This is a genomic window from Pseudomonas sp. Tul2A7 (assembly GCF_054790505.1).
On record NZ_CP186499.1, the window covers coordinates 4,028,179 to 4,050,032 of the forward strand.

The 21,854-nt window shown below is 58.0% G+C and carries 25 protein-coding genes; 15 read left to right on the forward strand and 10 right to left on the reverse strand.

The window, feature by feature from the left end:
• The first annotated feature begins 42 nt into the window (after positions 1-42).
• The 4 genes from ACOYXJ_RS18155 to ACOYXJ_RS18170 are packed head-to-tail and all read left to right on the forward strand — an operon-like array spanning position 43 to position 4,560.
• Positions 43-1,197: a KamA family radical SAM protein gene (locus ACOYXJ_RS18155; protein ID WP_150793003.1), complete on the forward strand. Its 1,155-nt coding sequence runs from the start codon at positions 43-45 to the stop codon at positions 1,195-1,197.
• Positions 1,198-2,595 (forward strand): ATP-grasp domain-containing protein, encoded by a 1,398-nt coding sequence (locus ACOYXJ_RS18160; RefSeq protein ID WP_460370811.1) that lies wholly within the window; start codon positions 1,198-1,200, stop codon positions 2,593-2,595.
• 4 nt (positions 2,596-2,599) lie between these two features.
• The gene (locus tag ACOYXJ_RS18165; RefSeq protein ID WP_460370813.1) at positions 2,600-3,325 is read left to right on the forward strand and encodes a 2OG-Fe dioxygenase family protein; all 726 of its coding nucleotides are present in this window, start codon (positions 2,600-2,602) and stop codon (positions 3,323-3,325) included.
• Positions 3,322-4,560, forward strand: coding sequence for an MFS transporter (locus tag ACOYXJ_RS18170; protein ID WP_460370815.1), 1,239 nt, complete (start codon positions 3,322-3,324; stop codon positions 4,558-4,560). The genes ACOYXJ_RS18165 and ACOYXJ_RS18170 overlap by 4 nt, the downstream gene beginning before the upstream one ends.
• 49 nt (positions 4,561-4,609) lie before the next feature.
• On the opposite strand, the gene greB is transcribed toward ACOYXJ_RS18170, so the two are convergent.
• Genes greB through ACOYXJ_RS18185 form a run of 3 tightly spaced genes read right to left on the reverse strand, consistent with a single transcriptional unit; the run spans position 4,610 to position 8,312 of the window.
• Positions 4,610-5,080: a transcription elongation factor GreB gene (gene greB, locus ACOYXJ_RS18175; RefSeq protein ID WP_150793000.1), complete on the reverse strand. Its 471-nt coding sequence runs from the start codon at positions 5,078-5,080 to the stop codon at positions 4,610-4,612.
• 44 nt (positions 5,081-5,124) lie between these two features.
• Entirely contained in the window at positions 5,125-7,629 is a 2,505-nt protein-coding gene (locus tag ACOYXJ_RS18180) for an ABC transporter permease (protein ID WP_460370817.1), read from the reverse strand.
• Positions 7,629-8,312 carry an ABC transporter ATP-binding protein gene (locus ACOYXJ_RS18185; RefSeq protein ID WP_007908572.1) on the reverse strand — a complete coding sequence of 228 codons (684 nt, stop codon included), beginning with the start codon at positions 8,310-8,312 and terminating at the stop codon, positions 7,629-7,631. The genes ACOYXJ_RS18180 and ACOYXJ_RS18185 overlap by 1 nt, the downstream gene beginning before the upstream one ends.
• 10 nt (positions 8,313-8,322) lie before the next feature.
• Between ACOYXJ_RS18185 and ACOYXJ_RS18190 the strand changes: the two genes are divergently transcribed.
• The 3 genes from ACOYXJ_RS18190 to ACOYXJ_RS18200 all read left to right on the forward strand — a co-directional run bounded on the left by ACOYXJ_RS18190 (position 8,323) and on the right by ACOYXJ_RS18200 (position 10,431).
• Positions 8,323-8,928: an arylesterase gene (locus ACOYXJ_RS18190; protein ID WP_007908573.1), complete on the forward strand. Its 606-nt coding sequence runs from the start codon at positions 8,323-8,325 to the stop codon at positions 8,926-8,928.
• A 57-nt stretch (positions 8,929-8,985) separates the two neighbouring features.
• On the forward strand, positions 8,986-9,279 hold the full coding sequence (locus ACOYXJ_RS18195) for a hypothetical protein (protein ID WP_007908575.1): 294 nt from the start codon (positions 8,986-8,988) through the stop codon (positions 9,277-9,279).
• Positions 9,280-9,459: 180 nt separating this feature from the next.
• A complete protein-coding gene (locus ACOYXJ_RS18200; RefSeq protein ID WP_034155252.1) occupies positions 9,460-10,431 on the forward strand; it encodes a L,D-transpeptidase family protein in 972 nt (323 codons plus the stop codon).
• A 126-nt stretch (positions 10,432-10,557) separates the two neighbouring features.
• Here the strand turns inward: ACOYXJ_RS18200 and oprI are convergent, their stop codons facing one another.
• The gene (gene oprI, locus ACOYXJ_RS18205; protein WP_003199355.1) at positions 10,558-10,809 is read right to left on the reverse strand and encodes an outer membrane lipoprotei OprI; all 252 of its coding nucleotides are present in this window, start codon (positions 10,807-10,809) and stop codon (positions 10,558-10,560) included.
• 638 nt (positions 10,810-11,447) lie between these two features.
• Between oprI and ACOYXJ_RS18210 the strand changes: the two genes are divergently transcribed.
• A complete protein-coding gene (locus ACOYXJ_RS18210; RefSeq protein ID WP_003226804.1) occupies positions 11,448-11,729 on the forward strand; it encodes a GNAT family N-acetyltransferase in 282 nt (93 codons plus the stop codon).
• Between the two features lie 60 nt (positions 11,730-11,789).
• On the opposite strand, the gene ACOYXJ_RS18215 is transcribed toward ACOYXJ_RS18210, so the two are convergent.
• Positions 11,790-12,866, reverse strand: a complete 1,077-nt coding sequence (locus ACOYXJ_RS18215; RefSeq protein WP_016985505.1) for a 3-deoxy-7-phosphoheptulonate synthase — start codon at positions 12,864-12,866, stop codon at positions 11,790-11,792.
• Positions 12,867-12,996: 130 nt separating this feature from the next.
• A complete protein-coding gene (locus tag ACOYXJ_RS18220; protein WP_460370821.1) occupies positions 12,997-13,440 on the reverse strand; it encodes a PilZ domain-containing protein in 444 nt (147 codons plus the stop codon).
• Here ACOYXJ_RS18220 and ACOYXJ_RS18225 point away from each other — a divergent pair.
• From ACOYXJ_RS18225 to cysB, 5 genes are all read left to right on the forward strand, one after another.
• The gene (locus ACOYXJ_RS18225) at positions 13,439-13,825 is read left to right on the forward strand and encodes a thioredoxin family protein (protein ID WP_460370823.1); all 387 of its coding nucleotides are present in this window, start codon (positions 13,439-13,441) and stop codon (positions 13,823-13,825) included. The genes ACOYXJ_RS18220 and ACOYXJ_RS18225 overlap by 2 nt on opposite strands.
• On the forward strand, positions 13,822-14,844 hold the full coding sequence (locus ACOYXJ_RS18230; protein ID WP_460370825.1) for a putative 2-dehydropantoate 2-reductase: 1,023 nt from the start codon (positions 13,822-13,824) through the stop codon (positions 14,842-14,844). The genes ACOYXJ_RS18225 and ACOYXJ_RS18230 overlap by 4 nt, the downstream gene beginning before the upstream one ends.
• The gene (locus ACOYXJ_RS18235; RefSeq protein WP_008079944.1) at positions 14,825-15,730 is read left to right on the forward strand and encodes a 5'-nucleotidase; all 906 of its coding nucleotides are present in this window, start codon (positions 14,825-14,827) and stop codon (positions 15,728-15,730) included. The genes ACOYXJ_RS18230 and ACOYXJ_RS18235 overlap by 20 nt, the downstream gene beginning before the upstream one ends.
• A 97-nt stretch (positions 15,731-15,827) precedes the next feature.
• Positions 15,828-16,331, forward strand: coding sequence for a universal stress protein (locus tag ACOYXJ_RS18240; protein WP_150792995.1), 504 nt, complete (start codon positions 15,828-15,830; stop codon positions 16,329-16,331).
• Between the two features lie 113 nt (positions 16,332-16,444).
• Positions 16,445-17,419, forward strand: coding sequence for an HTH-type transcriptional regulator CysB (gene cysB / locus ACOYXJ_RS18245; RefSeq protein ID WP_008079948.1), 975 nt, complete (start codon positions 16,445-16,447; stop codon positions 17,417-17,419).
• A 9-nt stretch (positions 17,420-17,428) separates the two neighbouring features.
• Here cysB and ACOYXJ_RS18250 read toward each other — a convergent pair whose 3' ends face one another.
• Both ACOYXJ_RS18250 and ACOYXJ_RS18255 read right to left on the reverse strand, forming a co-directional pair.
• Positions 17,429-17,911 (reverse strand): GreA/GreB family elongation factor, encoded by a 483-nt coding sequence (locus ACOYXJ_RS18250; RefSeq protein WP_034155245.1) that lies wholly within the window; start codon positions 17,909-17,911, stop codon positions 17,429-17,431.
• Positions 17,912-17,913: 2 nt separating this feature from the next.
• Positions 17,914-18,321 (reverse strand): hypothetical protein, encoded by a 408-nt coding sequence (locus ACOYXJ_RS18255; protein ID WP_095120479.1) that lies wholly within the window; start codon positions 18,319-18,321, stop codon positions 17,914-17,916.
• A gap of 124 nt (positions 18,322-18,445) precedes the next feature.
• On the opposite strand from ACOYXJ_RS18255, the gene earP reads away from it, so the two are divergent.
• Both earP and ACOYXJ_RS18265 read left to right on the forward strand, forming a co-directional pair.
• Positions 18,446-19,588: an elongation factor P maturation arginine rhamnosyltransferase EarP gene (earP, locus tag ACOYXJ_RS18260; RefSeq protein WP_460370829.1), complete on the forward strand. Its 1,143-nt coding sequence runs from the start codon at positions 18,446-18,448 to the stop codon at positions 19,586-19,588.
• A 48-nt stretch (positions 19,589-19,636) separates the two neighbouring features.
• Positions 19,637-20,206: an elongation factor P gene (locus tag ACOYXJ_RS18265; protein ID WP_007908599.1), complete on the forward strand. Its 570-nt coding sequence runs from the start codon at positions 19,637-19,639 to the stop codon at positions 20,204-20,206.
• 183 nt (positions 20,207-20,389) lie between these two features.
• Here ACOYXJ_RS18265 and ACOYXJ_RS18270 read toward each other — a convergent pair whose 3' ends face one another.
• Together ACOYXJ_RS18270 and ACOYXJ_RS18275 are read right to left on the reverse strand one after the other, a co-directional pair.
• The gene (locus tag ACOYXJ_RS18270; RefSeq protein WP_460370831.1) at positions 20,390-21,400 is read right to left on the reverse strand and encodes an alpha/beta hydrolase; all 1,011 of its coding nucleotides are present in this window, start codon (positions 21,398-21,400) and stop codon (positions 20,390-20,392) included.
• Positions 21,401-21,434: 34 nt separating this feature from the next.
• Positions 21,435-21,854: an organic hydroperoxide resistance protein gene (locus ACOYXJ_RS18275; protein WP_007908600.1), complete on the reverse strand. Its 420-nt coding sequence runs from the start codon at positions 21,852-21,854 to the stop codon at positions 21,435-21,437.

Consider the following 21,854-nt stretch of genomic DNA (forward strand, 5'->3'; position numbering starts at 1 on the left):
CTCATCATTAAAATAAAAACTGTTATGTGAGGCAACGGATAAATGTCGACCTTTCAAAAAAACATTCTCGGTTCCAGCCAGTGGAATGATTGGCGCTGGCAACAGAAAAATGCCGTGCGTGACGAACCAGCACTTCGTGAAGTTTGTGGTGGGTGGGGCGACGAAACCAGCGTTCATATCGAAAGCAACCTGCAAGGGCGGAAGATGCAAATCACGCCTTATTACATCGATTTGATTATGAACTCGCTCAACTCAAGTCAAGTAACTGAACATCCGCTGTGGCGGCAAGTGGTGCCTTACTGGAACGAGAATGTGCCGGGCGACTACGACGGTACTTCGGAAAACTGGGAGTTGCATCATGAAATGAAAACCCCTATCTGCCAGCATAAGTACGATAACCGTGTCATTCTGCGGATGACCAATACCTGCAATGCTTATTGTCAGTTCTGCTTTGAAGCCCTTCGCACTTTGCAAGTGGATACACAGAAAGCCAACGCCAACTCGGATTCGTTTCTGGATTCGCTCGAATACATCCGCAATACACCTGGCATTGAAGAAGTCATCCTCAGTGGCGGCGATCCGCTGATGCTCTCCGACCGAAAACTTGAGGAAAACCTGGCTGCGTTGCGCGCGATCAGCGAAGACCTGCTCATTCGTATTCACTCGCGTGCCTTGAGTTTCAACCCGTTTCGGGTGACCGATGAGCTAGTGGCAATGCTGAAGAAGTACAAGGTCAATGCCTTCGGTGTCCATGTCTGTCACCCCCTGGAACTCAGTACTGACTTCGTCAATGCGATTGAACGTATTCAAGGTTCGGTTCCGGTTGTTTTCTCGAACATGCCGCTGTTACGCGGAGTCAATGATAACGAAGAAACCCTTCATAAGTTGTTTATTGATCTTTATCGCATGGGGGTCAAGCCCTATTACTTGTACCACTTCATGCCATTCTCTCCCGGGGCATCCGAATACAAGGCTTCAATCAGTCACGCCATAGCACTGATGAATCGCCTGAAGCGACGTGTGTCGAATATTGCCATGCCGGAATATGTACTTCCGCACGCTCAGGGAAAGTTCACTGTTCCACTGCTGGATTTCGAACAGGCTGAAGATTTACCACGCTTCGAATGGCGCGACGGTCAGCGTTATTACACGTTCACGAACTGGAGTGGAAAACGTTGCAGTTGGCACGACGTGTAAATGAAATCTTTAAACCAAGGTGGTGACAGTGTGAAAAAAGACGCGATTTTATTTGTTGATGTCGATGAGAGTCCCTCTGCCCGTTACAACTATCGTGAACCACACTTCGCGGTAGGACGTTCACGCGATCTTGCCTGTCTGGTTGCGGCAGTATCGGGGCGTGATTATTTGGAGCGGCTGCGGCAGGACTGTGACGAATTGTTCCTGCTCGAAGCGTTGCGCGAAGATGCCATTCTTGATTTGGTCAAGGAGCTGGAAGGACAGTACAACGTCCGCGCCATTTTCTGCCATGCCGGACACGCCTCCGCTCAGGGGCAGGTGGGTTGCATTGTTGCTCGAGTCTGTCAGCAACTCGGCCTGGTCTATGCCTGCCCCGATGCTATTGCAGCCTGCAATAACAAGTTCGTGATGCGTCAGGTTTTGTCCCGGCATGGCCTCAGGTCGGTGCCATTTGCCCTGTGCAATAACCAACAGGAGCTTGAAGAGGGCGCGGCCCGGATCGGTTATCCACTGATCATCAAACCGGCCTTTGGCGGTGCTTCGGCGTTCATCCGCAAATGCACCAACTGGAGTGAACTGCGCAGCCACTATGCGCTTTTTCTTGCACACCATGGCGAAGCGTCTTGCGCAGATTTTTATGGGTGTACGCACGTTTTGCCCGAGGGTGATGGCCCCCCGCGCAACTACATTCCGGGCCAGAGCATTTTGCTGGAAGGTTACATCGAAGGCGTCGAAGGTACTGTCGAATGCATGGTTATCGGCGAACGGGTTCATCCCGTCCTGATCAACGAAAAGCTCATGTTGACCGAACGCAGCGGTACGGTGCTTGAGAACTTGCTGATTACACCTCCTGCATCCTTTACCGATGGCGAATGCGCCGATATTCGCCAATACGCCATCGAGTGCTTGCGGGCGGTCGGTCTGACGAACGCCTTGGTACATTTCGAATTCCGGCTGACCGAGGACGGGCCGGTCGTCATCGAGATCAATCCACGACTCGGGGGGCTGTACGTCAACGCTGCGTTGCGCGATCTGGCGAAGCTGGATCCGTATCAACTCTATGTCTCATTGCTGCTCGGTGAGCAGACCACGGATATTGAGCTTGAGCGTGCGACCCAAGAGGCCGCCGAGTGCGCGCAAAGCTATGCGATGTTAGCTGTTTACCCGCAAGAAAGTGGCGTCTTCAAAGGATTTGAGGGCGTGGACTTCCTGAAGGGGCATGAGGCGGTCGTCGAATACGCCGTTCAGGAACCAGGAGGTTATATCGACGCCGATATAGAAGAACACTACTTGCTCAAATGCTGGGTCAAGGTCGACAACGCTGCACAGGCTCATGCCATGCACGACGCGGTGATGCACAACCTGAGTGCAATCATCGATCAACGGCACGCGGGTTAGAGCCATGGAAATTTCACGGATCAGCGAACACTTGAGGCAACACCACTACTGCCATGATCGTCACATTCGCGCATTGATCGACATCGCACCCGGTGAACAGGAAAGCTTTCGTGCTTACTGGTCGAACCTGGTGCGGGACGACGCTTTCAAGGATTACACCCATCGGGAGCGGCGCATATTGCGTTATCGGCGATTGCCCTGCGGTGAACTGGAGATGGACAGAAATGCCGAATACACGTCATCAGTGGTCTATCCGGTCAACTATCGCCAAGGGACGAATACCCTGAGCTATGCCGAAGACGGTTTCATTGCTCATCCTGTCTTGCAGCAACTGCTGGCGGTAGACATGGCCGTGCTCGGCGCGCAACTGGATGAGTGTGGGTACTGCATCGATATTCATCAATTTCGCGTGAAGGCGGACAACGAGGCCAGCAGTCCGACAACGTCGGGTATTCATCAGGATGGCCTCGACTGGGTTTTCATGCACTTCATCGATGCGCACAACACGATGGCGGTGAAGTCCGAAGTCTTCGCCACGCAGTCCCCGGACAGTTGTCTGTTAAACGTAACCATGGCGCAGTTCCTCGAGACCGTCGTGATTGATGACCGCCTTGTCTATCACCGTGCCGGTGACGTCCGGCAAGTGGCGGCTCGGCAACCGGCCTGGCGTGACCTGCTGCTGGTGGGTTTTCGCCGCCAGGCCACGGATGAGAAGGCGCTCACCCGATGATCAAGGAATCTGCGTTGATACGGTCTGCCCGCAATGGGCATCTCCTTGTTTTTGCCCGGGGCGTTTCCGATTTTGGTGCCTTTCTCAATATGGTGGCGTTATCCACCTATGTTTACTGGCTCAGTCAGAGTGTGGTCTATGTCAGTGTTTTCCTGGCGTGCCGCGTGGTTGGCGGCATTGTTGCCAGCCTGTTCGGGACTGCTCTTTTCAGGCGATATGCCGGCCGCAGCACGTTGGTGGGACTGGATCTTTGCAGGGCACTCTTGCTGTCTCCGCTGATCTTTCTTGTGCCGGCGCATCAACTGAACATTCTGCCGTTCATAGCGTTTGGCATCGGATTGTGCAATTCGCTGTTTGCCATCGGACTCAATAGTCAATTGCCGATCTGGGTCGCGCCCGATCAGCGCGTGTCCACGAATGCATGGCTGACTTCGGCCGCCGCCGCCGGTGCGGTCTTCGGCAGTCTGATTTCCGGGTTGCTGATTGCCGGTTGGGGGTTTGAAGCGGTTTTCGCAACGAACATCGTCACTTATGTAATGGCTGCCACGCTTATTCTGCCGTTGCGTGCGTTGTATCCGCTGTCCGCCAGGGTGCACAGGGGATTGGGTGACGAGTGGCGCTCGCTGACGCATGGACTTGGCAGTTCACCGGTTCTGGCTGCGATGGTGATCATCAGCCTGCTCGATACGCTGGGCAGCGCGGCACACAATGTCGGCTTCCCTGTTCTGTCCCGGTACATCAGTTCGGATTCGGCGAACACCGTCATGGGGTATTTGCTGGCCGTCTGGGCCGGTGGCAAATTCGCAGGAGCACGTTTGGCCAATGGCTTGTTGAAAGGGCGGGGCACGCTGGCGATGGAGCGTCTGTTCCTGGTGGGGGTGGCGCTGATGTCCGCCGGCTTTATCTGCACGTTTCAGCAAACGCAGTTGTGGCTGGCGTTGATCTTTATCGTCTGGGCCGGTCTGGGCGATGGTATTACTGAGGTGGCACTGATCTCGCGTGCTCAAAGCGAGCCGGATGCGCTGCGTTTGCCATTGTTCAGTTTATTGACGCTCGTGCAGATGACAGGTTTCGGCGTCGGAATGTTGATCGTCGGGCCTTTCTACGTGATGTTGGCTCCGGCACAGGTGATCGTACTGTTTCATGGCTTACCGCTGACTGCGCTGCTCGTCGTCGGACTTTGGATGTATTTCAAGCGTCGACGCTTCGCTGCAAAGACTCTGCTCGAGGAGTAAAGGGACGTCAGGCAATCCTGTGAGTGAGTCGACACCGTGGCGTGTCGATTCATTCATAGGAGATTTTGTTGATATACCAGGTTGCCTCACCGGTCGGCGTCTGGACGATGACTTCGTCGCCTTCCGCTTTCTTCAGCAGCGCCCGAGCCATCGGTGAGTCGATGGAGATGTAGTCATTGCGCGTATAAATTTCATCGTAACCGACGATCCTGAACTTTTTGATTTCACCGTCGTCATTCTCGACCTCGGCCCACGCGCCGAAAAACACCTTGCCTTCCTGCTCCGGGGAGTAGTCGACCACCCTGACGTCTTCCAGTCGTTTGCGCAAATATCTGACCCTTCGATCGATTTCGCGTAGCAGTTTTTTGTTGTACTGGTAGTCCGCGTTCTCGCTGCGATCGCCGAGCGAGGCCGCCCACGCAACCTTCTGTGTAATCTCGGGGCGATAGACACGCCATAAGTGATCAAGCTCTGCCTTCAGTGCGTCGTGGCCACCGCGAGTGATGATATTTGTGGCCAAGCGGCCTCCTTGAAAAGACTCGGAATCGGGACGGCTTGAGTCTATCAACCCTCGCGCAACACTGTCAGCGGACTTGCATTCAGCGCCCGGCGCGTACCGAACACGCCTGCACCGCCAATCAGCGCCGCGCCAATCAACGGCAGCACCAGCAGCCATGGATGCGGTTGCCACGGCAGATCGAATGCGTAGCGATACAACACCAGGCTCACCACTTCCGAACCGATGGCTGCGAGCAAACCACTCACTGCACCGAGCAGGCCGAATTCGATGCGCCGCGCCTTTATCAGCAACTGCCGCTCCGCCCCCAGCGCACGCAACAGCGCACCTTGGCGAATGCGTTCATCGAGCGTCGCCTGCAGGCCGGAAAACAGCACGGCCATGCCCGCTGCCAAAACAAACAACAACACATATTCGACCGCCAAGGTGACTTGGGCGAGGATGCTGCGCAGTTGTTCCAGCAGCGCTTCGACCTGAAGAATGGTCACCGCCGGGAAGGTGCGCGACAGTTCGACGATCTGCTGATCATGACCGGGGGCCAGATAGAAACTGGTCAGGTAAGTCGCCGGCAGATCCTTCAGCGTGCCGGGCTGGAAGATCATGAAGAAGTTCGGTTGGAAGTTGTCCCAGTTGATCTCGCGCAGGCTGGTGACCTTCGCTTCACGATTGACCCCGCCGACGCTGAACACCATGTGATCGCCGAGTTTGAGCTTGAGGCTTTCGGCGACTTTGCCTTCCACCGATACTCCGGGAACACCATCGGTTGGCTGATCCTTCCACCATTCACCCGCAGTGAGCTTGTTGCCCGCCGGTAAATCAGCGGCCCAGGTCAGACTCAAGTCGCGTTGCACGGCGCGGTCGCCGGCCGAATCCTTACTGACGATTTGCTGCACGGCTTCGCCGTTGATGCTGATCAGCCGCCCCGGTACCACCGGATACAGTGGCGCCGCTTGCGCGGACACTTTGACCAGGTGATCGGTGAAAGCCTGTTTGTCTGCCGGAAGAATGTTCAAGGCAAAGTAGTTCGGCGCGTTTTTCGGCAACTGGTTTTGCCAGGTGTCGAGCAGTTCACCACGCAACAGGGCGATCAAGGCCATCGACAGCAGAATCAGGCCGAATGCCAACGACTGACCGGCCGCTGCCAACGGATGGCGCAGCAACTGGCCGAGGCCCAAGCGCCATGGCAGCGAAGCACGGGCGAGCATCCGCCGCAGGCTTTGCAGCAGCAACAACAGCAAACCACCCAATACTAACGCGGCGACCACGCCACCGCCGAGCAGGGCGAATGTCAGCAGCAGATCCAGACTCAGGCGCCACATGATCAAACCGAGCGCACCCAGAGCGGCGCCATAAACCATCCACGTGCTCGACGGAATCGGCAGCATGTCCCGGCGCAGTACACGCAGCGGCGGCACGCGACCCAATGCGGCCAGCGGCGGCAAGGCGAAACCGGCCAACGCCACCAACCCGGTGCCGATTCCGGCGATGGCTGGAAACAGACCGCCCGGTGGCACATCGCTTGGCAACAAATCATGCAGCAGCGCGAACAAACCCAGTTGTGCCAGCCAGCCGAGCAGCGCTCCGCTGAGCGCGGCGCACAAGCCGAGCACGGTCAACTGCAAACTGAACAGCACCATGGTTTCCCGGCGCGAAAGACCGAGGCAACGCAACAACGCACTGGCATCGAAACGGCGACTGGCAAAACGGTTCGCCGACAACGCCACTGCCACGCCGGCCAACAGGACGGCGACCAGACTGGCCATGTTCAGATAACGCTCGGCCTTACCGAGGGCACCGCCAATCTGCCGGTTGCCATCGCGCGCATCCTGAATCCGCTGGTTGGCGGCGAGCCCGGGTTTGATCAGTTGCCGATAGGTTTCCAGCGCCTGCGGTTCACCGCGCCACAGTTCGCGGTAACTCACGCGGCTGCCGGGTTGCACGACACCGGTGGCGGCGAGGTCATCGAGGTTGATCATCACCCGCGGCGTGAGGCTATAGAAGTTGCCGGCGCGATCCGGTTCGTAGGTCAGCACGCGCGCCAGTTTCAACGTCTTCATGCCGACATCGATGCTGTCGCCGATCTTCAGATCCAATGCGGTCAGCAGACGTGCTTCGACCCAGGCTTCGCCGGGTTGCGGTTCACCGCCGGTTTCTTCGGCGGCGAAGGGAGCAGGTGCGCTCTTCAGTTCACCGCGCAACGGGTAGGCGCGGTCGACGGCTTTGATGCTCGAGAGCTGGATGCCGTTGTCGGTGGCGATGACACTGGAAAACTCCACCACTTGCGCATGCTTCAGGCGCAGCTCGGTGCCACTCCTGATCTGTTCTTCACGGGCCGGCGAACTTCCCTCAAGCACCAGGTCGGCGCCGAGAAATTCGGTGGCGCGCAGCATCATGGCGCCGTTCAGGCGGGCGCCGAAGTAACCAATGGCGGTACTTGCCGCCACCGCCACGACCAGCGCAAAGAACAACACGCGCAATTCCCCGGCGCGGGCATCGCGCATGAGTTGGCGAATGGCGAGACTGAACAGACGCAACAGCGGCAAACGTGCCATCAAGGCTCCAGAGGGGCGACCAACAGCCCGGCTTCAAGACGGATCAGGCGCCGGCAGCGATGGGCCAGGCGTTCGTCGTGGGTCACCAGCACCAGGGTGGTGCCGCGTTCCTTGTTCAATTCGAAGAGCAGATCGCTGATGCGCTCGCCGGTGTGGCTGTCGAGGTTGCCGGTCGGTTCGTCGGCAAACAGCACGTCAGGCTCGGCAGCAAACGCACGGGCAATCGCCACACGTTGTTGCTCACCACCGGAGAGCTGGCGCGGTGAATGCGTCAGGCGCTGGCCGAGGCCGACCCGTTGCAGCAATTCAGTTGCGCGTTCACGGGCATCTTTGCGGCCATCGAGTTCCAGCGGCAGCATGACGTTTTCCAGCGCATTGAGGCTGTCGAGCAACTGGAACGACTGGAAGACGAAACCGACATGCTCGGCACGAATGCGTGCGCGCTGGTCTTCATCGAGATTGCTCAGGCCCTGGCCGGCGAGAATGACTTCGCCACTGCTCGGCAGGTCGAGACCGGCGAGCAAGCCGAGGAGGGTGGATTTACCGGAACCGGACGCGCCGACGATGGCCAGGCTGTCGCCCTTGTTCAGTTCCAGGCTGAGTTCGTGCAGGATAGTCAGTTCACCTTCCGCGCTGGGAACCACTTTGCTGAGGTTCTTCGCGGTGAGAATGCTTGCGCCCATGGAGAATCCGATGCGTGTGTGGTTTTTGAGTGCTGGCCTGGCCTTGATGTGCATGGCCCAGAACGCAGCGGCGGGTACTGTCCTGATCGTTGGCGATAGTATCAGCGCCGGTTTCGGACTGGATACCCGCTTGGGGTGGGTGTCGTTGCTCGAACAACGGCTCAAACAGGAGGGTTTCGACGACAAAGTGGTCAATGCTTCCATTAGCGGCGACACCAGTGCCGGAGGCCAGGCGCGCCTGCCCGCGCTGCTTGCAGAGCATAAGCCGGAACTGGTGATCCTCGAACTGGGTGGCAACGATGGCTTGCGCGGAATGCCGCCAAATCAATTGCAACAAAATCTTGCCTCGATGATCGACAGCTCGCGTCAGAGCGGGGCCAAGGTGCTGTTGCTCGGCATGCAGCTGCCGCCCAATTACGGCAAGCGTTACACCGATGCTTTTGCCGAGGTCTACGGCAAACTCGCCGACGATAAAAAGATCCCGCTGGTACCGTTTTTCCTCGACGGCGTCGGCGGGCATCCGGACTTGATGCAGGCCGATGGACTGCACCCGGCAGCCGGGGCTCAGGGCAAGTTGCTGGAAAATGTCTGGCCGACGCTAAAACCGCTGTTATGAGGCTTTTCTAAGGGCAGGCTTTCGGCTAATGTGGCGCCCCCTTATTTGGAGCCCCCGATGTCGCGTTCTGCCTGGTCCCTGTTTGCCTACCAACTGATCGAGCCTGACGAGCAGCTGGATCTGTTCGCCTGCCAGGAAGTGCGGGTGCATCTGGTGACGCGGCAACTCGAACTCGGTGGCTCGGCCGATCGGACCCTGTGCGGCAGCCTGCTGCCGGCGCAGCCGCGCTGGTCGAGTGTGGATCGTCGGGTGTTTCAGGATCAGCGCCTGTGCTCGCTCTGCCGGGCGATTCTGGAATCGCAGAAGCGCGGCACCTCGCCGATCTGGCCGGAGCTGCGTTTCGAGCTTTAAGGTCAAAAGATCGCAGCCTTCGGCAGCTCCTACATGGGTTCGCGTAATCCTGTAGGAGCTGCCGAAGGCTGCGATCTTTTCGCATTCAGCACGGTCCATCGGCGTGGCTCCCCGAATATTCAAAGTGCGGTGTACAATCGCGCCCTTATACCCTTGTTGATCATGCGAAGGATTTTCCGGATGTTGCCGCGCTTTCCTGCCGTCACCCGCTGCCTGTCACTTGCCGCCCTGTGTGTGGCCGGTCCCGTTGCTGCATTGGAGTTTCCCCTGCCACCACCCGGTGAAGACATCATCGGTCAGGTGCAGGTGATCAAAGCCAAGTACGAAGACACTTTCGCCGATCTGGGCACGAAGTACGATCTGGGCTACTCGGAGATGGTCGCGGCCAACCCGGGCGTCGATGCCTGGTTGCCAGGCGCCGGCACCGAAATCGTCTTGCCGACCCGTTTCATTCTGCCGCCGGGCCCGCGTGAAGGCATCGTCATCAACCTTGCCGAGTACCGCCTCTACTACTTCCCGAAAGGCAAGAACGTGGTTTACACGTTCCCGCTGGGTATCGGTCGTGAAGGTTGGGGTTCGCCAATCGCCCATACTTCGATCACCGCCAAGACGCCAAATCCGACCTGGACGCCTCCCGCGTCGATCAAGGCTGAACACGCCGCAGATGGTGATCCGCTGCCGAACGTAGTGCCGGCCGGCCCGGACAACCCATTGGGTCCGTTCAAGTTCACCCTGGGCACCCCGGGTTACCTGATCCACGGCTCGAACAAGAAATTCGGTATCGGCATGCGCACCAGTCACGGCTGCTTCCGCATGTTCAACAACAACGTGCTGGAAATGGCCGGCATGGTGCCGGTAGGCACGTCGGTGCGCATCCTCAACGATGCTTACAAGTTCGGCAGCAGTGGCGGCAAGGTTTATCTGGAAGCGCACACGCCGATCGACGACAAGGGCAACCCGTCGGTGGTCGACAAGCACACTGCGGTGATCAACGCGATGCTCAAGCGTGAAGACGTCACCAGCAACCTGCGCGTGAACTGGGATGTGGTGCGTGATGTGGTCGCAGCCGAAGATGGCCTGCCAACGGAAATCGGCACACCGAGTACCTCGGCGCCGATGGTCTCGAGTACACCGATCGACTTGCAGCAATAAGTCGGGGTGCAGAACCCGCCGATGCGTGGAGTGTCGGCGGGTTTTTTATTGCCCGGGGAAAAGCATCGGACATAAAAAAGCCGACCCGAAAAATCGGGTCGGCTCGATAACAACCCCGAAGGATTATTACTTGCGGCTAGCTTTGTCCAGCATGCGCAGAGCACGCTCGTTAGCTTCGTCAGCAGTCTGTTGTGCTTTTTGAGCAGCAGCCAGAGCTTCATCAGCTTTACGGTAAGCTTCGTCTGCACGAGCCTGGGAGCGAGCAGCTGCGTCTTCAGTAGCGGTCAGACGTGCTTCGGTTTCTTTCGATGCGCTGCTGCAACCGGTAGCCAGAACTGCGGCCAGAGCCAGAGCAGAGAATTTCAGAACGTTGTTCATCGTGTTCCCCTTCAAGGACTTTCAATTAAGTGGCTGTCTCCTCACGATTGAGGAAATAGCCGGCGTACATACTACCCATTACTTGTAGTAAGTAAACTGACGTGAGGCAAGAAGCAAAAAAAATTGTAGGCGTTGATTCTTTTTCGAGCAACTTTTAACTGCGTTGTTTAAAAAATACCCAGCTGCAAGCCCCGAGCTGAGCGAGTTAATGAGAAAAAGTTCCCGCTGCCGCGTGCTGTTTTTGCAGTCTTGGCTAAAGTCTTTCTAGATGAATACGTCCACACTTTTGTTCCGATTCTGCGTGCTGCTTCGCTTATCTTTGTGCATGTTGAGGTGACTTTAAAAAACGCTGCACGTCTTAAGTCTCAACATCCGGCAATGTTCAGGTGAGCGGCCCGGGAAGATCTTCTCCCAGGCTCACCCTGCGTCCATCGGAGCAACCCACGCCAACTCGCTTGATGACGAGCGTACCTTGAGCATTTTTGCCAATGGTGCCTACTATTTATCAGGTGCCAGGTTGCGCGAGATCGGTGTGGCTCTTCTCGGTGTCCATCAGGCACGGGGTGGCGTAGATGTTCCTTCGCCGGAAAAACATCGGTAAGGTAGGGGTCAGAATTCAAGACCCGCGAGGAGTAGTGATGAGCGAGGCGTTGTCCATCCACCATGACCAGGCTGGTCATCAGTTCGAGACCAATGTGGACGGTCATCGTGCCTACCTGACCTATATGGATCTGGGGAAACAGACCCTGGATATCTATCGCACCTTCGTGCCCAACGCCCTGCGTGGCCGTGGCATTGCCGCAGCGCTGACCGAAAGCGCGCTGCAGTACGCCGAAGAGATGGGTTACACGGTGATCCCGTCCTGCTCTTACGTCGAGCGCTACATGGAGCGCCATCAGCGCCGCGCCGCCAAGATCTGAATCGCACACACAAAAACGCCGGGCAATGCCCGGCGTTTTTTTATGCCTGTAAAACGCGGATCAGCTGCGCTGGCGTTTCGGCAACACGTCCTTGAGCTTGGCGTGCATGCTGCGCAACGTGTTCTCGGTGGCGGACCAGTCGATGCAGGCATCGGTGATCGACACGCCGTATTGCAGGTCGGCGAGGTCTTTTGGAATCGCCTGGCAACCCCAGTTCAGATGACTCTCGACCATCAGGCCGATAATCGACTGGTTGCCTTCGAGGATCTGGTTGGCGACGTTCTCCATCACCAGTGGTTGCAGCGCCGGATCCTTGTTGGAGTTGGCGTGGCTGCAGTCGACCATGATGTTCGGCTTGATCTTCGCTTTGTCCAGCGCCTGCTCGCACAGGGCAACGCTGACCGAATCGTAGTTCGGCTTGCCGTTGCCACCGCGCAGCACCACGTGACCGTAGGCGTTGCCTTTGGTAGTGACGATCGACACGCCACCTTCCTGGTTGATACCGAGGAAACGATGCGGGCTGGAGACCGACTGCAAGGCGTTGATCGCCACCGTCAGACCGCCGTCGGTGCCGTTCTTGAAGCCGACGGCCGAGGACAGGCCGGAAGCCATTTCCCGGTGAGTCTGCGATTCAGTGGTACGCGCGCCAATGGCCGACCAGCTGATCAGGTCCTGCAGATACTGCGGGGAGATCGGGTCGAGGGCTTCGGTGGCGGTTGGCAGGCCTTTTTCGGCCAGATCCAGCAGCAACTGACGACCGATGTGCAGACCGTCCTGGATCTTGAACGAGTCGTCCAGATACGGATCGTTGATCAGGCCTTTCCAGCCGACGGTGGTGCGTGGCTTCTCGAAATACACGCGCATGACCAGATACAGGGTGTCGGAGACTTCCGCCGCCAGCACCTTGAGGCGATCCGCGTATTCGTGGGCAGCCTTGATATCGTGGATCGAGCACGGGCCGATCACTACGAACAGACGGTGGTCGGTGCCATCAAGAATGTTGCGAATGACTTCGCGGCCCTTGGTGACGGTGCGCAGGGCAGCATCGCTCAGAGGGATATCACGCTTGAGCTGATCGGGAGTGATCAGGGTCTCGTTAGAGGCGACGTTTAGGTCGTTGATCGGTAAATCAGCCATCGTTTACTCGTCAGGTCACGGGTGCCGGCCGCCAGCGATCCCCGCGCGGCGGAGCACAGCAGATTAAAGCGCGTCGGGGAGCGGAACCTTAGCGCGTAAAGCGCCTGCTCGACAATGGGCAAAAGGTGCTTTAGTCCAGCGCTGCCTGCGCAAAAGCCTTGCGCACGCTGTCGTGGGAGAACTCGTCGGCATGTTGCTCGACCCATTGCAGGGCCACCGCCTGAATTTCTTGCAGGTCATCGTGGGTTTCGTGCATGCGGCAGTAGCGCTCGATCTGACACACTTGTTCACCCATTCGCGCGCTGAACAGCGTCTGCTCATCGGTAAACGCGATGCCCACCAGATAGCCTTTTTTACGCCGTAGGCACCACGCCACATAGCCCGGATAACAGATGTCGGCGTTGAGTGTCGGCATGCGCACTTGCAGCGCTGTGCCATGACGCCAGGCACGGTGGTAATTGCAAGCGATGCCGCCGAGGCTGATAGTGTGCAGCTGTTGCCTGGAAATACACTCAGGCTTGAGCAAGGTTAATTCAACCGGCACCTCGTCCGGATGAGGAATGAAACGTCCCATGAGCACAGACTCCCTGTGTCGGTCATTTGACATTGTTTCCCCCAGTATAGTGGTCGAATCCGAACTGACCGATTTCGACGCCGATCAACGGCTATTGGCGATGAGCGGCGTTTCGCTGGTGATTTTCACCAGTGTCGGCTGCGCCAGTTGCCGTTATGCCCGCGAGGTGTTGCCGGGACTTGATCTCGCCATCAATCAGTTGTGCTGGATCGATGCCGGCGACAACGGCGGGTTGGTCGAGCGCTATCAGGTCTTTCATTTGCCGGCGCTGTTTTTGGTGCGCGACGGTGAGTTCTTTGGGGCATTGCACACGCGCCTGACGGCCGATGCGTTGAGCGCGGCGCTGGCGCAGGCACTCGGTCGAGTTGCAGAGGAGTTGCCATGATGGGGGCAGTGAATAAACCAGGCTTTGATAAACCGAAGGTGGGGATTATCGGCACCGGCGCAATTGGTGGTTTCTACGGCGTAATGCTGGCGCGTGCCGGTTTCGATGTGCACTTTCTGTTGCGCAGCGAGTTTTCGGCGGTGGCCGAGCGCGGTTTGCACATCAACAGCGCGGTGCATGGCCCGCTGACACTGAATCCGGTGCAGGCCTATTCGGCTGCCGAGGATATGCCGAAATGCGACTGGCTGTTGGTCGGGACGAAAACCACCAGCAACGCCGGCCTCGCGCCTTCTATCATTCAAGCGGCCAAACCGGATGCGAAAGTGCTGGTGCTGCAAAACGGCCTCGACGTCGAAGACAGCTTGCGTGAATTGCTCCCCGACTCTCTGCACCTGCTGGGTGGTTTGTGCCTGATCTGCGTGCACCGCGAGGGGCCGGGAGTGGTCACCCACCAAGCACTTGGGGCGGTCAACATTGGCTATCACAGCGGCCCGGCCATTGATGATGTCGCGCGCATGGCGATTGTCGAAGAAGGCGCTGGGTTGTTCCGCACCGCTGGAATCGATTCCCAGGCAATGCCCAACCTGCATCACGCACGCTGGCAGAAACTGGTCTGGAATATTCCCTACAACGGTCTGTCGGTACTGCTCGGTGCGGGTACCACATCGCTGATGGCCGATGCCGACAGCCGCGCTTTGATCCAGGCGTTGATGGCCGAGGTCGTGCAGGGCGCCAAGGCATGCGGTCTGCAAGTGCCGCCCGGTTATGCCGATTTCCTGTTCACGATGACCGAGAAAATTCCCGACTACTGGCCGAGCATGTATCAGGATTTTATGCATAAGCGACCGTTGGAGCTGCAAGCGATCTACGTTCGGCCACTGGTGGCGGCGAAAGCGACCGGGTGTGAACTGCCGCGGATCGAAGCGCTGTATCGAGCGTTGAGTTTTATCGACCGACGTAACACCCGAGTCGGTTTTTTTGGGGAAAGCGGGGAAGGCAATGGCCAAGAACATCGATGACAAACTGGTGCTGGCGATTTCGTCGCGCGCCTTGTTCGACCTGAGCGAGAGCCACAAGGTCTATCTGTCGAGCGGCGTTGAAGCCTATCGGCAATATCAGATCGAGCATGAAGACGAAATTCTTGCGCCCGGCGATGCCTTCCCGCTGGTGGAAAAACTCCTGAAACTCAACAGTCGTCTTGGCCGTGCGCGGGTCGAGGTGATTCTGGTCTCGCGCAATAGCGCCGACACGGGCCTGCGCGTTTTCAACTCGATTCATCATTATGGCCTGGCGATTTCCCGCGCGGCGTTTGTTGGTGGGCGCAGTCCGTATCCGTATCTGAAAGCCTTTGGTTGCGACCTGTTTCTGTCGACGCATGCCGAAGATGTGCGCGCGGCGCTGGACGCCGGATTCGCCGCCGCAACGATTCTGTCCGGTGGTGCCAGTCGTGCGGCCAGTGACGAATTGCGCATCGCCTTCGACGGCGATGCGGTGATCTTTTCCGATGAGTCGGAGCGCGTCTATCAGTCTGGCGGGCTCGAAGCGTTCCAGGCCAAGGAGCGCGAGTCGGCGCGCGAGCCGTTGCGTGGCGGGCCGTTCAAAGGCTTTCTGGCGGCGCTCAATCTGTTGCAGCGTGAGTTTCCCGATGATGATTGCCCGATCCGCACAGCGCTGGTCACCGCGCGTTCGGCGCCAGCGCATGAGCGGGTGATCCGCACCTTGCGTGAGTGGGACATTCGCCTCGACGAATCACTGTTCCTCGGCGGCCTGACCAAATCGGCATTCCTCGAAGCGTTTGCCGCCGACGTGTTTTTCGACGATCAGGCCGGCCACTGCGAACTCGCCCGCGAAGTCGTTGCCACTGGCCACGTGCCGCACGGCATCAGCAACGAACCGTCGGTCTAAAGCCCTTTGGTTCAAGACGTTGCGTCGCCCGTCGTAGTCGCCAAGGCACTGCTAAGCTGAATCAAATCTCCGCCATGTTGGCACGCGAGGAGGTCATATGATTCGTTCGATGCTGTATGCCACTGACCTCGGTCTGTACGCCCCGTTAGTGATGCAGCATGCCCTGGCGTTGGCGCGAACGTTCAATGCCGATTTGTATGTGGTGCACGCGGTGGAGCCGATGGGGCTGTTTGCCGAATCGGTGTTGCAAAGTTATCTGGACGAGCAGGCATTGAACGAATTTCACAGCCAGGGTCTGAAAACAGTCATCGCCAATATCGAGCAGCGGGTGCTGGATAGTTTTCGCGAAGAACTCGGGGATGAAGGTGAGCAGGATCTGCAGCGGATTCGCGCGGTGCGCGTGGTGCAGGGCGATCCGTCACAGGTGATCCTCGACCAGGTGCAAAAACTCTCTGTCGATTTGCTGATCGTAGGCAGTCACAGTCATGGGGTGGGCGCGGAAACACCGTTGGGGCGCACGGCAGCGCGGGTCCTGCAATTGGCCAAGGTGCCGGTTTATATGGTGCCGTTAGTGGAGCGCCGGCGGCGGGAGGATCGCTGAAGCAGGAATAATGGCGCTTTGATAAAAAAGTTCTAGATTTATTCTCTAAACCATTAATATAGTTATATACCGTCGCTGATGCCCGTGGCGTCTACCTGCTTTGAGGGATACATATGAAGCTTCAACAATTGCGCTACATCTGGGAAGTGGCGCACCACGACCTCAACGTTTCCGCTACAGCCCAAAGCCTTTACACCTCGCAACCGGGCATCAGTAAACAAATCCGCCTGCTGGAAGACGAACTCGGCGTCGAAGTGTTTGCCCGCAGCGGCAAGCACCTGACCCGCGTGACCCCGGCCGGCGAGCGCATCATCACCACTGCCGGTGAGATTCTGCGCAAGGTCGAGAGTATCAAGCAGATCGCCCAGGAATTCTCCAACGAGAAAAAAGGCACCCTGTCGATCGCCACCACCCACACCCAGGCACGTTATGCGCTGCCACCGGTGATCAGCAATTTCATCAAGCAATACCCCGACGTAGCGCTGCACATGCACCAGGGTTCGCCGATGCAGATCGCCGAAATGGCTGCTGACGGCACCGTCGATTTTGCCATTGCCACCGAAGCGCTGGAGCTGTTCGGCGATCTGGTGATGATGCCGTGCTATCGCTGGAACCGTTGCGTGGTCGTGCCCCAGGGCCACCCTCTGACCAAGCTGCCGAAGCTGACGCTGGAAGCACTGGCCGAATACCCGATTGTGACTTACGTGTTCGGCTTCACTGGCCGCTCCAAACTCGACGAAGCCTTCAGTCATCGCGGTCTGACACCGAAAGTAGTGTTCACCGCGGCCGATGCCGACGTGATCAAAACCTACGTACGTCTGGGCCTGGGTGTGGGCATCGTCGCTAAAATGGCGGTCGACACCAAACTCGACAGCGATCTGGTGGTACTGGATGCCAGCGAATTGTTCGAATCGAGCATCACCAAGATCGGCTTCCGTCGCGGCACTTTCCTGCGTGGTTTCATGTGCGACTTCATCGAGAAGTTCGCCCCGCACCTGACTCGCGAAGTCATGGCCAAAGCCATTCAGTGCCACAACAAGCAGGAACTGGAAGAGCTGTTCGACGGCGTCGAACTGCCCGTCCACTAAGCAATTGCCTCAGAGCACCTCGGTGACAGCGAACTGTTGCCGGGTGCCCGCCACCAGAATCTCCACCTCATCGCCTTCGCACTTGCCCAGCAGACCTTTGCCCAGCGGTGAGCGCGGGGTGATCACGGTTATCGGCTGACCGACTACGTCGACTTTCAGGCCTGCCGCATCCGGTGCCAGAAACAGCCACTGCTCGCGACCCTTTTCGTCTTCCAGGCCGAGCAAGGCGCCGACTTCGATACCTCGATTTTCATCGTAGGCACGCAGCGTCAGGTTCTGGCACAGCGCCAGTGACTGACGGATTTCCTCGACTCTTTTTGCTTGCCCGGCCGCCAGATACGACGCCTCAAGCCCAAGCGTGTCGTACTTGTTCTCGGCGATGTTTTCTTCGTGGGTCGCGGTTTCGTAAGCGGTTTGCGCGGCGCGCTCAGCGATGTCGAGGTCGATGCGCAGTTTGTCGAGAATCAGTTGGTGGACGATGTGCTTGTTCATGATCAATCGCAGAATTGCAAAACGTTGGCGCGGCTCTTTTCGCTTGGAGCGGTCTGATCCTGCTGCAGCCAGAACTGGCACTTTGGATTTGACTGATTGCGAATGCTGCTGCGGGCCTGATCCATGCGCACTTGCTGCTCGCTCTTGCGCAGGTTTTCTTCGTACTGTTGGAACAGCGGGCTCTGCGGCGGGATATCCGGCTGCACCTGCACCGCCGGCGGATTAGCCAATTGCTGCACAGCCTGGGCAACCGGTGCCAGTTGTTCTTTGAACAGCAAATGCGACAGCAGCCAGCAGGTCAGTGCAATGGCGACAAAGCCCAGCCACATGCCCAGGGCAATACTGCCGGTCAGATGCAGCGCGCTAAGCTGAACAGGCAAAGGGCGACGCGGGTTGGGGCGATAGGGCATGGCTGCCTCCTGGCGGATGATGACGGGCAAGTAGCGATTGTCGCACGAAGATTAATCGCCGTCGGCTCTTCTGCGCGAGGTCATTTATGCGGACAATCGGTGCTTTTGCCAACGGGAGTCTTGAATGCCTGAATTGAAACCCCGCTGGGATATTTTCTGCACCGTGGTCGACAACTTTGGCGACATCGGCGTGACCTGGCGTCTGGCCCGGCAGTTGGTGGCTGAGCATGGTTTGGCAGTGCGCTTGTGGGTCGATGATCTGCGCGCATTCGAACGCATTTGCCCGGCGATCGATATAAACGCCGCACAGCAATCGCAACAAGGCGTCGAAGTGCGGCATTGGCCGGTTGAGTGGGAGCACACGGATGCGGCGGATGTGGTGATCGCCGCGTTTGCCTGTCAGTTACCGAGTGATTACATGGACGCGATGGCAGGGCGTGAACAGCCGCCGCTGTGGATGAACCTCGACTACCTCAGTGCCGAAGACTGGGTGATCGGCTGTCACGGGTTGCCGTCGGTCAAATACAAATCGGTGCAGAAATTCTTCTTCTTTCCGGGATTTCAACCGGGTACTGGCGGGCTGTTGCGTGAGCGAGGATTGCTCGAGCAGCGTCGGCAATTTCAGCAGGATGCCGAGGCTCAGCGCCAATTCCTGCAAGGCCTCGGGATCGATCGTGCGCCTGACGCCCAGCTGATTTCGCTGTTTGCCTACGAGAATGCCGGGCTGGCCAGTTGGCTGGACGTGTTGGCAGCGGACACCGCGCCGACCCATCTGCTGGTGCCGGAAGGGCGGATTCTCGGCGATGTGGCGCGCTGGCTCGAGGTGGAAGCCCTGGCGGTCGGTGCGATTCATGTGCGTCAGTCGCTCACCGTACAAGTGCTGCCGTTCGTCCGACAGGATCAATATGATCACGTGCTCTGGTGCTGCGATTTCAACGCGGTGCGCGGTGAGGACTCATTCGTCCGCGCGCAATGGGCGGGGCGACCGATGCTCTGGCACATCTATCAGCAGGACGAAGACATCCATCTGGATAAGCTCGACGCCTTCCTCGCGCTCTATACAAAAGGCCTGTCACCGGCCGCTGCCGAGGCGATGAACGGTCTCTGGCAGGCCTGGAGCGCCGGCCGGCCAATCGGTGAACACTGGCTCGCGGCCCGTAATCATTGGCCAGAACTGCAGGAAAAAGCCGAGGAGTGGTGTCTGGAACAAGGCTTGCAGGCCGATCTTGCCGCAGCGCTGGTACAGTTTTACCTAAATTGGATATGATACGCGGCCTAGATTTTTGTAAATCCCATCCAAATTCGGATATTCGCAATGAAAACTGGTAAAGAACTGAAACCCGGTACCGTGATCCGTCTCGAGAACGATCCTTGGCTGGTTCAGAAAGCTGAATTCACCAAGTCGGGCCGTAACAGCGCGATCATGAAGACCAAGCTGAAAAACCTGCTGACCGGTTACAAGACCGAGATCGTTTACAGCGCTGACGACAAACTGGACGACGTAATCCTCGACCGCAAAGAAGCGACCCTGTCCTTCATCAGCGGCGACACTTACACGTTCATGGACACCACTGACTACACCATGTACGAGCTGAACGCTGAAGACATCGAAGCTGTTCTGCCTTTCGTTGAAGAAGGCATGACCGATGTTTGCGAAGCGATCTTCTTCGAAGAGCGTCTGGTTTCCGTAGAGCTGCCGACCACCATCGTGCGCGTAGTTGACTACACCGAAGGTTCGGCTCGCGGCGACACTTCCGGCAAAGTCATGAAGCCAGCCAAGCTGGCTAACGGTACCGAGCTGCAAGTTGCTGATTTCATCGAAATCGGTGACAAGATCGAAATCGACACCCGTGAAGGCGGTTCCTACAAAGGCCGTGCTAAATAAGCATCGGTTTTTGCGGAAAGAAAAAGCCCGACCATTGAGTCGGGCTTTTTTGTGCCTGGGATTTGAGTTCCACACAATCCCCTGTAGGAGTGAGCCTGCTCGCGATAGCGTCATTCCAGCCAATATCTTCGTTGAATGATTTACCGCTATCGCGAGCAGGCTCACTCCTACAGGGAGATGCGGTTATTTCAGATGTTCCTTCAACTCCTGCGAAGCCTGCAGCATCGCCGAACGCACCGCCGGCACCTGGCTCACCACGTTAAGCAAGCCGTAATCGTGAATCATGCCGTTGTACCGCACCGACGTCACCGCGACACCCGCCTCGTCGAGTTTGCGTGCGTAGGCTTCACCCTCATCGCGCAGCACATCGGCGCCTGCGGTCTGCACCAGTGCGGGCGGCAGGCCCTTCAGTTGCGCGGTGGTTGCCCGCAGCGGCGAGGCGTAGATCTCGTTTCGCTGTTTGGCGTCGGTGGTGTAGTTGTCCCAGAACCACTTCATCATGTTACGCGTGAGGAAGTGTCCTTCGGCGTACTGATTGTAGGAGCCGGTATCGAAATTGGCGTCCGTCACTGGCCACAACAACACCTGGAATTTGATCGCCGGAGTGCCTTTGTCTTTGGCCATCAGTGCCACCACGGCCGCCATGTTGCCGCCGACGCTGTTGCCCGCCACGGCCAGGCGCTTGCCGTCGACATTGATCTCTTTGCCGTGCTCGGCGACCCACTTCGTTGCGGCGTAAGCCTGGTTGATCGCCACCGGGTAATGCGCCTCCGGCGAAGGCGTGTAATTGACGAACACCGCCGCCGCTCCCGAACCCACCACCAGATCCCGCACCAGCCGCTCGTGCGTCTGGAAATCGCCCAGCACCCAGCCACCGCCGTGGAAGAACATGAACACTGGCAGCTCGCCCTTGAGCCCGGCCGGCCTGACGATGGTCAGGCTCAACGGTTGGCCATCGGCCTGGATGGTCTTCTCGCTGACGTCCGCTTTGGGCAGCGTCAACTTGATCCCGGACTGCGCACCGACCAGCACGGCGCGGGCATCTTTGGGCGTTAGCTGTTCAATCGGTTTGCCGGTGCCGGCATTCAGCACATCGAGAAATGCCTGAGTGTTGTGTTCGACATCACCGGCGAAAGCGCTGTGGATAGACAGGGCGAGAAGGGTACCGGTCAAGACTTTGCTGAAAGTGTGCATGTTCATTTCCTGTTCGGGCCTGGGGCATCAGTGATCAGACGGTAACGTGCAGGCGCACATCGACGTTGCCACGGGTGGCGTTGGAGTACGGGCAGACCTGGTGAGCGGCGTCGACCAGCGCTTGAGCGTCGGCCTGTTCCAGACCTGGCAGGCTGATGTGCAGATCGATGTCCAGACCGAAGCCGCCAGGGATCTGGCCGATACCGACGTGAGCGGTGATCGAGGCGTCGTCAGGAATTTTGCGTTTGGTCTGGCTGGCAACGAATTTCAGTGCGCCGATGAAGCAGGCCGAGTAGCCAGCCGCGAACAGTTGCTCTGGGTTGGTCGCCGCGCCGCCGGCACCGCCGAGTTCTTTCGGGGTAGCGAGTTTGACGTCGAGGATGTTGTCGCTGGAGATCGCACGACCATCACGGCCGCCAGTGGAGGTTGCGATTGCGGTGTAGAGAGTTTGCAT